General features: G+C 45.6%; 12 protein-coding genes. 8 read left to right on the top strand and 4 right to left on the bottom strand.

What is annotated here, in order from left to right; translation table 11 throughout:
- Positions 1-19 precede the first annotated feature (19 nt).
- The 4 genes from EAE91_RS03725 (at position 20) to EAE91_RS03710 (ending at position 6,046) form a co-directional block, all read left to right on the top strand.
- Positions 20-1,525, top strand: a complete 1,506-nt coding sequence (locus EAE91_RS03725; protein WP_244868652.1) for a WD40 repeat domain-containing protein — start codon at positions 20-22, stop codon at positions 1,523-1,525.
- 70 nt (positions 1,526-1,595) lie between these two features.
- Complete coding sequence (locus tag EAE91_RS03720) at positions 1,596-2,924, top strand: WD40 repeat domain-containing protein (RefSeq protein WP_214087416.1); 1,329 nt, start codon at positions 1,596-1,598, stop codon at positions 2,922-2,924.
- Positions 2,925-2,995: 71 nt separating this feature from the next.
- Positions 2,996-4,495 (top strand): hypothetical protein, encoded by a 1,500-nt coding sequence (locus EAE91_RS03715; protein ID WP_214087315.1) that lies wholly within the window; start codon positions 2,996-2,998, stop codon positions 4,493-4,495.
- A 66-nt stretch (positions 4,496-4,561) separates the two neighbouring features.
- A complete protein-coding gene (locus tag EAE91_RS03710) occupies positions 4,562-6,046 on the top strand; it encodes a hypothetical protein (RefSeq protein ID WP_214087314.1) in 1,485 nt (494 codons plus the stop codon).
- 149 nt (positions 6,047-6,195) lie between these two features.
- Here EAE91_RS03710 and EAE91_RS03705 read toward each other — a convergent pair whose 3' ends face one another.
- The 4 genes from EAE91_RS03705 to flgA all read right to left on the bottom strand — a co-directional run bounded on the left by EAE91_RS03705 (position 6,196) and on the right by flgA (position 9,222).
- Positions 6,196-7,326, bottom strand: a complete 1,131-nt coding sequence (locus tag EAE91_RS03705; protein ID WP_214087313.1) for a hypothetical protein — start codon at positions 7,324-7,326, stop codon at positions 6,196-6,198.
- A 356-nt stretch (positions 7,327-7,682) separates the two neighbouring features.
- Positions 7,683-8,123 (bottom strand): flagella synthesis protein FlgN, encoded by a 441-nt coding sequence (locus tag EAE91_RS03700; protein ID WP_214087312.1) that lies wholly within the window; start codon positions 8,121-8,123, stop codon positions 7,683-7,685.
- 11 nt (positions 8,124-8,134) lie between these two features.
- The gene (gene flgM, locus EAE91_RS03695) at positions 8,135-8,437 is read right to left on the bottom strand and encodes a flagellar biosynthesis anti-sigma factor FlgM (RefSeq protein WP_036807414.1); all 303 of its coding nucleotides are present in this window, start codon (positions 8,435-8,437) and stop codon (positions 8,135-8,137) included.
- A gap of 125 nt (positions 8,438-8,562) precedes the next feature.
- Entirely contained in the window at positions 8,563-9,222 is a 660-nt protein-coding gene (gene flgA / locus EAE91_RS03690) for a flagellar basal body P-ring formation chaperone FlgA (protein WP_214087311.1), read from the bottom strand.
- Positions 9,223-9,446: 224 nt separating this feature from the next.
- On the opposite strand from flgA, the gene flgB reads away from it, so the two are divergent.
- Genes flgB through flgE form a run of 4 tightly spaced genes read left to right on the top strand, consistent with a single transcriptional unit; the run spans position 9,447 to position 12,214 of the window.
- A complete protein-coding gene (gene flgB / locus EAE91_RS03685; protein ID WP_036775736.1) occupies positions 9,447-9,860 on the top strand; it encodes a flagellar basal body rod protein FlgB in 414 nt (137 codons plus the stop codon).
- A gap of 5 nt (positions 9,861-9,865) precedes the next feature.
- Positions 9,866-10,270, top strand: a complete 405-nt coding sequence (gene flgC / locus EAE91_RS03680) for a flagellar basal body rod protein FlgC (protein ID WP_214087310.1) — start codon at positions 9,866-9,868, stop codon at positions 10,268-10,270.
- Between the two features lie 12 nt (positions 10,271-10,282).
- On the top strand, positions 10,283-10,972 hold the full coding sequence (flgD, locus tag EAE91_RS03675; protein ID WP_214087309.1) for a flagellar hook assembly protein FlgD: 690 nt from the start codon (positions 10,283-10,285) through the stop codon (positions 10,970-10,972).
- A gap of 27 nt (positions 10,973-10,999) precedes the next feature.
- Positions 11,000-12,214, top strand: a complete 1,215-nt coding sequence (flgE, locus tag EAE91_RS03670) for a flagellar hook protein FlgE (protein ID WP_214087308.1) — start codon at positions 11,000-11,002, stop codon at positions 12,212-12,214.
- Positions 12,215-12,230 lie beyond the last annotated feature (16 nt).

The following is a 12,230-nucleotide window of genomic DNA, read 5'->3' as shown; positions in this document are numbered from 1 at the left end:
CGGCTTTTGAGGAAATATTATGACTGATAAAGAAATTAGTTCTGTTGACTCATTGAAAGCGAGTTTTAAGTCCGGTGTTCCGCCCACGCCTGAAGCATTTTCCCTCTTGATTGATGAGGCATATAAGGCATATGAAATCATTGATGGTGATAAGGGTGATGGCCCGACCGCAGGGCTGAAACGAGATGACAAAGTAAAACTGGCCCTCAACACTCACCATTCTGGCGGGTTAAACCTTGAACAGAGGGCTTTGGCGTTGTCACTAAAGCCAGACGGTGGGTTTTCTTTTGATGGAGGAAGGCGTCTGAAATTGGATGCCGATCGGCAAGTTCAGTTTGCCGATTTTTTCAGTTTATCGCGGCGGGAGCGGATGGAGATCGCACAGTTGTTGGGTTTGAAACGCAGTACCAACACCAAGATGACGCGTATTGTTGCTCCTTCCCCTAAAGAGAATGAACGCTTTGGCACTTCTGTTAGCTTGAACGCGGCGGGAGATTGCTTAGTGGTTGGGATGGGGAAAGTACTCTATTTGTATATGTGCCGGAAGGATGAGTGGTGGAATACAAGCACGCCCATTGTGTTTGAGGCTTATGGTGATAAATATCGCAGTGCTTCATGGAATGTCAGTCTGGATGCGGAGGGAGATAACCTGGCAGTGGGATACTCAGATGAAACTGGTAATCAAAAAGTGGAGGTTTGTGTGTATACGCGCACGAATGGTATCTGGGATACAAAAAATCCCATTGTGTTTCCGATCGCGCGTTCTTATGGAAACTATGGTGTGAGTGTCAGCTTGAGTGCAGCAGGAAACTGTCTGGTGGTAATGGGGGACTATACGTTCTATGTGTATACACGCACAAATGGGATTTGGGACAAAGAAAACCCCATTCAGCTTCGTTTTACGGATGTTGGTAACGGGGTTACCACGATTTGTCTGAGTGCCTCGGGAAACTGCCTGGCAGTGTATGGAAACTATTCTTATCATCCCGCACGAAACACGGTTTATGTGTATACACGCACGAATGGGACTTGGGGTGAAAGCTACATTAGGTTCCATCCCCCTGGAGATAGCTCACCCGGTTTTGGCAAGGTTTTTAGCCTGAATGCAGAGGGAGATCGTTTGGCGGTGGGGGCGGATGATGATTCACCCATTATTAATGGGAAGGTTTATCTGTATACGCGCACGAATGGGATCTGGGATACACAAAATCCCATTAAATTTTCGGCTCCTGCAAGTGGCGTAACGTATTTTGGCTGCGCTATCAAACTGAATGATGCGGGAGACCGTCTGGCAGTGGGGGCGGCTTCCCGGGTGTATGTGTATACCTATCTGAATGGTAAATGGAATATGGAAACACCTATCGAGATTTTGGACCCTTCAGGCAATTTAGATAATGTAAATGGTTTTGGTAAGGCTGTCAGTTTGAATAAGTTAGGGACGAGTTTGGCGGTTGGTGCGGTTTTAACCAAGGTTGGTTCTGCGCCTGAAGCTGGTGCAGTTTGTATCTTTGAGAATGTCAAATGAAGACAGAGGACAGAAAACGGAGGACAGAGAACAGATGACGGTGACTGTCTAATACGGCTTTTGAGGACATATTATGACTGATAAAGAAATTAGTACTGTTGACTCATTGAAAGTGAGTTTTAAGTCTGGTGTGCGACTTATGCCTGAAGCCTTTTCCCACTTAATTGATGAGGCATATAAGGCATATGAAATCATTGATGGCGCTCAGGGTGATGGCCCGATCGCAGGGCTGAAACGAGATAGCAAAGGAAAACTGGCCCTCAACACTCACCATTCTGGCGGGTTGAACCCTAATCAAGGCGCTTTGGCGCTATCATTGAAGCCAGAAGGTGGGCTCTCTTTTGGTGGGGGAGGGTATCTGAAATTGGTTGCCGATCGGCAGGTTCAGTTTGCGGATTTTTTCAGTTTATCGCGGCAGGAGCGGATGGAGATCGCGCAGTTATTGGGTTTAAAACGCACCATAGTGACGCGTATTGTTTCTCCCTCTCCCGAAGAGTATGAGTCCTTGGGTTATTCTGTTAGCCTGAATGCGGCGGGAGACTGCTTAGCGGTTGGGATGGCTGATAAAGTCTATGTATATATGCGCCGGAATCGTGGTGAGTGGGGTACAAGCACGCCTATTGTGATTGATTCTTTTGAACGTCATTATAGTACCACGTCATGGAATGTCAGTCTGAATGCGGCGGGAGATTGCCTGGGATTGGCAAATAGTAGGCCCGATGATTTCCGCAGGCGGGTTGGTGTACATATGCGCACAAATGGCGTCTGGGATGCGAGAAAGGCCGTTTGGTTTCCGGACCCGAACAGCTATGAAATCTTTGGTGCGAGTATTAGCGTGAACGCAGCGGGAGACTGCCTGGTAGCTGGAAGCGAAGAATCCACTACGGTTCATATGTATACACGCACGAACGGGATCTGGGATCGAGAAAATCCCATTAAGTTTCCGCTCCCTTCGGGTTCTTATCGGTTTGGCACGGCTGTTGACCTGAGTGCTGCGGGAAACTGTCTGGCGGTGCATGATGACCATAATTTCACATTAAGTACGGTGGTTTATGTGTATACACGCACGAATGGGATCTGGGATACAGAAAATCCTATTAAGTTTCTGGCTCCTGCAAGTGACGTACCGTATTTTGGTCGTTCTCTCGATCTGAATGCTGCGGGAGATCGTCTGGTAGTGGGAGCGGCTGCCAGAGTGTATGTGTATACCTGCCTGAATAATAAGTGGAATATGGAAACACCTACGGAGATTTTGGACCCTTCTGGCAATTCAGGTTCTTTTGGTAGATCTGTCAGCCTGAATAAGGCGGGGACGATTTTGGCAGTTGGTTCAAAGTCAGAGAGTGTCGATTCTAAATCCCAAGCTGGTGCAGTTTATGTTTTTGAGGATATCAAATAGAGGACAGAAGACAGAAAACGGATGACAGAAGGCAGATGGCAGTGATTGTCTCATACGGCTTTTGAGGACATATGATGACTGATAAAGAAATTAGTACTGTTGACTCATTGAAAGCGAGTTTTAAGTCTGGCGTTCGGCTTATGCCAGAAGCCTTTTCTCATTTGATTGATGAAGCATATAAAGCATATGAAATCATTGATGGCGCTCAGGGTGATGGCCTGACCGCAGGGTTGAAACGGGATGGTAAAGGAAAACTGGCCCTCAACACTCACCATTCTGGTGGGTTAAACCTTGAACAAGGGGCTTTGGCGCTATCATTGAAACCAGAAGGTGGACTCTCTTTTGATGGGGGAGGGTATCTGAAATTGGATGCTGATCAGCAGGTTCAGTTTGCGGATTTTTTCAGTTTATCGCGGCGGGAACGGATAGAGATCACGCGGGTATTGGGTTTGAAACGCACCATGATGACGCGTATTGTTTCTACCACTCTCTCTCCCGAGGCGCGTGAATTTTTTGGCTATTCTGTTAGCTTGAATGCGGTGGGAGACCGTTTAGCGGTTGGGATGAATACTAAAATCTGTATATATACGCGCCGGAAGAGTGGTGAGTGGAATACAAGCACGCCTATTGTGCTTGAGTCTTATCAAAGTGATTCTTCATGGGATGTCAGTCTGAATGCGGCGGGAGATTGCCTAGCGTTGGCAAATAGGTTCAGACAGAGGGTTGGTGTACATATGCGTGCAAATGGCGTCTGGAATGTAAGAAAGCCCGTTTGGTTTCCGGCTCCGAGCCGCATTGAATTCTTTGGCCTGGGTGTCAGCTTGAGCGCAGCGGGAGATTGTCTGGTGACTGGGTGCGAATTCAAATCTGCGTTACATTCTACGTTCCATATGTTTACACGCACGAACGGGATCTGGGATAGCGAAAATCCCATTAAGTTTCCGGTCCCTTCGAGTTCTTATGAATTTGGCAAGGCTGTCCGCCTGAGTGCCGCAGGAAACTGTCTGGCGGTGCATGGTTACGATGATTTCACAATAAGCACGATTTATGTGTATACACGCACGAATGGGATCTGGGATAGCGAAAACCCTATTAAGTTTATGGCCCCTAAAGATGAATTACGTCGTTTTACCAAGGTTTTTAGCCTGAATGCAGAGGGAGATCGTCTGGTGGTGGGTTCAAGTTCTTATCAATCCACTAATGTTGTTAGGGAGATTTATCTGTATACGCGCATGAATGGGGTCTGGGATAGAGAAAACCCCATTAAGTTTTCGGCTCCTACAAGTGACGTATATTTTGGCGATTTTCTCGAACTGAATGCTGCGGGGAATCGTCTGGCAGTGGGGGCGGCTTCCCGGGTGTATGTGTATACCTGTCTGAATGATAAGTGGAATATGGAAACACCTATGGAGATTTTGAACCCTTCAGGCAATTCAGATAATTTAAATGGTTTTGGTGGGCCTATCGGCCTGAATAAGGCGGGGACGAGTTTGGTTGTTAGCGCAACGTCAGAGAGTGTCGATTTTAAGCTCAAAGCCGGTGCAGTTTATATCTTTGAGAATATCAATTGATGCCCATACAGAAGACAGAAAACAGATGACGGTGACTATCTAATACGGCTGGCTTTTGAGGGAAATGTGATGATTGATAAAGAAATTAATACCGTTGACTCATTGAAAGCGAGTTTTAAGTCTGGTGTGCGGCTTATGCCGGAAGCCTTTTCCCATTTGATTGATGAGGCATATAAGGCATATGAAATCATTGATGGCGCTCAGGGTGATGGTCCGACCGCAGGGCTGAAACGAGATGGTAAAGGAAAACTGGCCCTCAACACTCGCCATTCTGGCGGGTTAAACGCTAATAAAGGCGCTTTGGCGCTATCATTGAAACCAGAAGGTGGACTCTCTTTTGATGGGGGAGGGTATCTGAAATTGGATGCTGATCAGCAGGTTCAGTTTGCGGATTTTTTCAGTTTATCGCGGCGGGAGCGGATGGAGATCACGCAGGTGTTGGGTTTGAAACGCGCCATGATGACGCGTATTGTTTCTCCCACTCCTAAGAAGAATGAATCCTTCGGCGGTTCTGTTAGCATGAATGCTGCGGGAGACTGTTTAGCGGTTGGGATGGGTAATAAAGTCTGTGTATATACGCGCCGGAAGAGTGGTGAGTGGAGTACAACGCCTATTGTGCTTGAGCTTATTCATAATGAATATTATAGCTCTTTATTTAATGTCAGTCTGGATGCAGCGGGAGATTGCTTGGCGTTGGGAAATAGAGCGCCCGCTGATGGCGGAAAGATGGTTGGTGTATATACACGCACGAATGGCGTCTGGGATGCAATAAATCCTGTTTGGTTTCCGGCTCCGGGTGCCAGTGAATTATTTGGTGTGAATGTCAGCTTGAACGCAGCAGGAGACTGTCTGGTGGCTGGGGGCATATACCACTCTACGTTCCATATGTTTACACGCACGAACGGGATCTGGGATAGAGAAAATCCCATTAAGTTTCCGGTCCCTTCGAATTCTTATGAGTTTGGCTGGATTGCTCGCCTGAGTGCTGCGGGAAACTGTCTGGCGGTGCATTGCCACGATAGTTACGAGCTAAGAGGCATGATTTATGTGTATACACGCACGAATGGGCTCTGGGATAGTGAAAACCCCATTAAGTTCGAGGCCCCTGAAGATAGCTCACGTGGTCTTAGCAGGGCTTTTAGCCTGAATGCAGAGGGAGATCGTCTGGCGGTGGGGGCGGATGATAATTTGAAGGTTTATCTGTATACGCGCACAAATGGGATCTGGGATAAAGAAAATCCCATTACGTTTTCGGCTCCTAGCGGCGTAACGTATTTTGGCAGCGCTATCGAACTGAATGGTGTGGGAAATCGTCTGGTAGTGTGGGCGGCTTCCAGTGTGTATGTATATACCTGTCTGAATAATAAATGGAATATGGAAACACCTATTGAGATTCTGGACCCTTCAGGTCCTCCAGACTATTTCAAGGGTCTTGGTAAGGCTGCCTGCCTGAATAAGGCAGGGACGAGTTTGGCTGTTGGCGCAACGTCAGAAAGTGTCGATTCTAAATCCAAAGCCGGTGCAGTTTATGTTTTTGAGAATATCAAATGATGGTCTAATCTAGGATAGCCCCATTTTTTGTATATATTACAAGGAAATGGGACTACCACAATGGGTGGTGATACACTGACACAGTGCGTGGCTAATGGTCGGTAAACTATATAAGTAAGCCGCTGAAATTTACGTCAGACTCAGCGAATTCAATATTGTTTGAAAAAATAATCGATAATTTCCTGTTCAAATTCAAAGGCATCACGTCGTTCTGCAAGGTAGCTTTTTAGTACAGTCAGTGAGCGTAGGCTTTCGCGCAGTTGGATTTCGTTTTCTATATTTTGTCGCAATTTTTTGCAATGTTCGCGGAGGTTATTCTCTATTGCTTTCGATGTGTTGCCTCCCAGTGTGCGCCAAATCATGCCCGGTAACGAATCAGATTTTTTTAGCTGATTAAGCTCATTGGCTAATATGTCTATACGTGCTTTGAGCAATTTATTGATGTCGGATATATCCTGGCTGTTAAAACTGAAAGTTGGATCAATGTACGTGTGGTACATGTTTATTATCGTCCAGACATCATTATCTTTCTTGGCTTGTGATAACTGTACCATCAATTGGTTTTTTTTCTTTTTCTCATCCAAATCCTGTTCACGATCCGGATGCAGTACCTTGGCTATTTTTCTATACATTTGGCTCACTTCCTGCGATTTAAACAAAGAATCCAGTTTTTTCTGGTCTTCTGTCGCAGGATCGAAGTCAGAGGTCTCTTCTGCATCATATTCATCGTGGAAATGTTCTGATTCCCGTTGAAAATGCTGCTCTATGGTAGCACGCATTTTTTCAGGGCTTTTTATCATATCAAGTAATTCTTCATCAGATATTTCTTCATTAAAATCAAAATATTCATCCAGAGTCTGCCGGATATCAGCCATCTGTTCTGGTGTCGGAATTTCTTCTTCTTTAAACGCATGAAGATTGGAAAAGTGATCGGTCAACTTATTGAGATCAAGGTTTTCGTTAAAGGGGTAAGTACATAATTCAGCAAGCTCTTCTTCTATCCAGCAAAATAATTCTCTCCGCTGGTTTTTCCCCAGCGATTTTTTATCGGCAAATGAAAGCAACCGCGCCGCTTTATCATATCTGGACTGCATATATTGATGCTCTACCGGTAAGACCTCCTGTTGAAAGCGCATGAACAATTCGTCTTGCTGCTGTTGTAGCTTGGCGATCTTCAACTGGTATTTCTCGATGGACGTCCAGTAAGCTTTGAATTGTTGCTGAGGCGTTTTTGGCACCTGTTGTCCGCTAGATTTGCTTTTTTTTAATTTCTTGTGCATCAATGTGTTATTCCCAAGATAGATCAATGAAATGAAGGGTGTTCTCGCTGTTAATCCATTAGCCTGATTTTTGATAATTCCCCGTTGTTACTTATTCCTATTTTGCAGTATATTTTTGCAACACGCAAAACGTTATTGTTGATCAATTGTTACGTTGGCTTACAAACGGTGATTTTTGCTAATCCGTTCTTCCCTGATTGCAACAATCGTTTCACAGTACATTTCGTTTGAATTATTCATGCTTGAGGGCTCCGTGAGCAGATACGAAGCTCGGTTTGAACAGGAAGGTGGTGCTTACAAATACGATCAAAACAATAAAAAAACGGCACTACCGCAATGGGCGGTAATGCACTGAATCAAACCTGAACTTTGTGGCCGGAAAGCATGCCGTGACGAGCAGCCTGGCCGTCTGAACCGTAAAGAGAGGGGCTATGATGACTTTTTAGGAAAGCAATGGCTTTACTATTCAAATCAAGATGCTGGGTTAACAACGAACCGTTATGGGTATTTAAATCACGAACCTGGGTAACCGCTTTGCCGATCTGTTGCCATAATGTAGCAAGCAAAGGTTGCTTATCATAAGGCGCAATGATGTTTAACGCTTTGCTCAAATTAAGACGTTGCTGTTCTGAATGGCTAAGCGCAGATAACAAAAAATTTTTTCGTTCTGTTATCTGGTGCAAATCTCGTGCTTCAATAAAACCCTCGCATAAAATACGCTGTTCTTCCGCCATAGTTTGGGTCAGCGAGGTCAAATAGGTCACTTGCTGTTCGAGTAATTGTTGTAGTGCTTCCATAGCGGGTTCAATTATTTCTTATCGTACTGAAAGTTTTCGGCGGCTTCTTTGAGCAAAGCGTCTGCGATTTTACCGCTGTTCATTTTTAACGTTCCTTGAGCAATAGCTTCTTTCAACTTTTGCACCTTTTGGATATTGATATCCTGGCTGCTTGGTTGAACCAGTTTTGTTTGTGCTTCGCTCAGTTTTACTTGTGCATCGCTGCTTTGTAAGGTAACGCCGGAGGTTTTGCGGGTGCCTTGGGCGCTTTCATTAGTTGGTCGCTGTTGAACAGCAGCGATAGCTAATAAGGGGTGAGTGCGTTCGATACTCATAATTATTATCCTTTGTGGCCAGGCATAGGTTCACCTATGGATCGGAGCAGGTTACATGCCATTTGCATACCTGCAAATCGTGCTCTGCTGGTTATATCGGCACAGTGAAAGAAAACTTTAGGAACTTATAACATGATTTTTACACTGCCGTTTTCTAATGCCTGGCCGGTTATAACATGTCCTGAATTCATTCGAACCCTGACTTTATCAGAAATGGCGGCGTTATTAATAGCTTTCCCTTCATTCCGTATCTGAAAGCCATTTCCCTGTACAATCACCACCACACTCTGGCCTGACCGTATCGCCCACGGGCGGCGTAACATATTACGTGTAATGACTTGCCCCACCGGGATGTTACGTATCGCAACGCTGTTTTTTATTTCATTTTTGTTAATAACCAGATCATGGGGTAGTTTTTCCAGTAATCCGCTTCTGACCTGCAAATCGCCCTCTGATAAAACATCATTTCGTGAGAGGGCTCGGCGGGTAACCAGATAATTTCCTGTCACACTGACAGCGATTTGAATGAATTTGCGTTGTTGATGGCAGATAACCGGTAAGGAGAGATTTCCCCAGTTTTGACCGCCGATAGCAGGTTGAATTTCTGGCCGTTCACATTGAGGCCATTGTTGTTCAGGGGTTCTGATGTTGACAGAAACTTTGCGATGATTATCCCTATGTATCTGTTGGAAATAGTGCTCTATAGCTTGGGGTAAATTATTGCCCCATGCCATCGAAGCGATAAAGAAAAATGCGAACAGCCCGATAATCTTTATAGCTTGCATCTTCTCGCTCTCATTATTTCTGTAGGTCAATACGCTGCTGCTTAGTCGCGTATAAGTGTACCTGTATTGAATATCGGTCAATGGGATAAATAGCAATCCAATTAGCGTCTATTCATCCGATAGGCTTTTCCTTCTGCGTTTATCCTGTTTACTGCGAATTTCGCGATCGCGAAAAGCGCTATCAAAGGTTCACAACACAGGTCAGTTACATCAGAGGGAGGAATATGCTCGATAAATTAGATGCAGCCTTTCATTTTCAGCAGGAAGCCTTGTCATTGCGATCACGGCGGCAAGAAATATTGTCCGCTAACATCGCCAATGCGGATACGCCCGGTTATCAAGCGCGGGATATTGATTTCGCCACACAACTGAAAAAAACCATTGCACATGGTCGGGTCACCGGAAACGGGATCGGGCTGACGCTGACATCCGATCGGCATATTCCTATTCAGCCTCAGAAGAGAATGGAGATGGACTTGCTGTATCGGGTGCCTTATCAGCCAGCGATGGATGGCAACACGGTGGATATGGATATGGAACGCAGCAATTTTATGGATAACAGCTTGAAATATCAGGCTGAACTGACTGCGACCAGCTCTCAAGTTAAAAGCATGATGTCAGTCTTACAGCAAGGATAAGGGCAATGTCTTTACTTAGTGTTTTTGATATTGCCGGCTCGGCATTATCAGCTCAATCCCAACGATTAAATGTCAGTGCTAGCAATATGGCAAATGCCGATAGTGTTGCGGGGCCTGATGGTCAGCCATATCGGGCTAAACAAGTTGTTTTCCGTGTTGCCGCACCGGCAGGGCAAGAAACCGGCGGCGTTAGAGTCAGTGAAGTTGTTGATGATCCCACTCCTTTCCGCCTTGAGTATCAGCCAGGGCACCCATTGGCCGATGAAAAGGGGTATGTACGGATGCCAAACGTTGATGTGGTCGGAGAAATGATTAACACCATTTCCGCTTCCCGTAGTTATCAAGCCAACGTTGAAGTGCTGAATACAACTAAATCGATAATGTTGAAAACATTGACGTTAGGTCAGTAACAGGAGTGACTCATGGCTATTACCGGTTCAGTGAATGAATCACTGAATAACATGACTGTTGGTGAGTTAGCATCGAACGGCAAGAAAAAGAACAGTGAAGAGCTGAATAGCAACTTCATGAAATTGCTGGTCGCGCAAATGAAAAATCAAGATCCAACTAACCCAATGAAGAACAATGAGCTGACTTCCCATTTGGCGCAGATTAACACCCTTGCGGGGATCGAAAAGCTGAATACCACACTGGGGTCTATTGTCGGTCAGATAAATAATAACCAGCCTGTACAGGCATCGGCTCTAATTGGACGGAATGTGATGATCCCAGGGGATACCATTCTGGTGGGTTCAAAGGAAAATGGAAGCATCAGCTCGTCACGATATGGTATTGAGCTGGCAAGGCCGGCAGATAGTGTGAAAGTCACCATTACTGATAAGCAAGGCGGGGTTGTACGCCAAATTGACCTCGGTGCGTTGGACGCGGGTGTTCAGAATTTCACTTGGGATGGCGCAAAAGAAGATGGTGCTATGGCTGAGGATGGTGCTTATAAATTCACCATTTCGGCCAGCTATCAAGGCAGCCCGAGCGTATTTCAGCCGCTGAGACATGCGGAGGTGAAGGGTATTACTCGTGACGCGGACGGTGCCAGGTTAGATTTAGGACGGATCGGGGCCGTCACTATGGATCAGATACGTCAGATTCTTTAACAAGCAAGAATTTTAACGGAGAATAATATGGCTTTTTCACAAGCAGTAAGTGGTTTGAATGCCGCGGCAGGTAATTTGGATGTTATTGGTAATAATATCGCTAACGCGGCGACATATGGTTTTAAATCCAGCACGGTTGCTTTTTCTGACATTTTTGCCGGTTCTCAGGTGGGACTAGGGGTAAAAATATCGGGTGTTAATCAGAATTTTAAAGATGGTACGCCAACGACGACCAATCGCACACTTGATTTGGCGATCACTCAAAGCGGTTTTTTCCGTATGCAAGGCGGTGATGGTAAGATCTACTATTCCCGTAACGGTCAATTCAAGATGGATGAGAACCGTAATATTATCAACATGCAAGGCATGAAATTGACCGGCTATCCCGCCGCCAGTGTCAATGGTGGCGCGCCGGAGATTCAGAAAGGGGCTAACCCAGAGCCGATTACAATACCTCAAGGTATATTGATGGCTAAAGCAACAACTAAGGTTACGATGACAGCCAACCTTAATTCGATGCATAAAAAACCGACAGAGGCTTTCTCGCCAGAAAATAAGGATTCTTATAACTATCCTACCAGTGTCACCACCTTTGATAGCTTGGGTAACCCACATAATATCAAGGTTTTCTTTGTGAAAACGAACGATAACGAATGGCAGGTTCATGCTCAGGATAGTGCGGTTGAAGGCGCTAAAGCCGCTTCGTTGGGGACGTTGAAATTTGATGGCAACGGTAAACTGATTGGTGACAATAATCAGTTTACATTTAATGTTCCTTCTCTGAATGGTTCTAATGCCGCTGATATCACTATTGATTTTAATGGCAGTAAACAGCAAAAGATTGACGCTGACAGCATATCACCACCCAAGCAAGACGGTTATGCCGCAGGTGAATTCAGTGGCTACCGTATTGAGTCAGATGGCAGCGTTGTCGGCATTTATTCCAATAAACAATCCCAGTTATTGGGTCAGATCGTTCTGGCTAATTTTGCTAACCCAGAGGGGATGTCAGCGCAGGGGGACAACGTTTGGGTAGAGACGGGGGCTTCTGGTAGCCCAGTGGTTGGCATTGCGGATTCTGGCGGTTTTGGCAAATTGCTCAGTGGTTCGCTGGAAGCATCCAACGTCGATATGAGCCAGGAGCTGGTTAATATGATCGTGGCGCAGCGCAACTACCAATCCAGTGCGCAAACCATTAAAACCCAAGATCAGATCCTACAAACGCTGGTCAGCATGCGCTGATAGTTTCAGGATAGCA

This window comes from Photorhabdus noenieputensis (assembly GCF_018448935.1).
Taxonomy (GTDB): Bacteria; Pseudomonadota; Gammaproteobacteria; order Enterobacterales; family Enterobacteriaceae; genus Photorhabdus; species Photorhabdus noenieputensis.
Note: the sequence above shows the minus strand (reverse complement) of the source record. Positions and strands in the feature narration are given on the sequence as shown.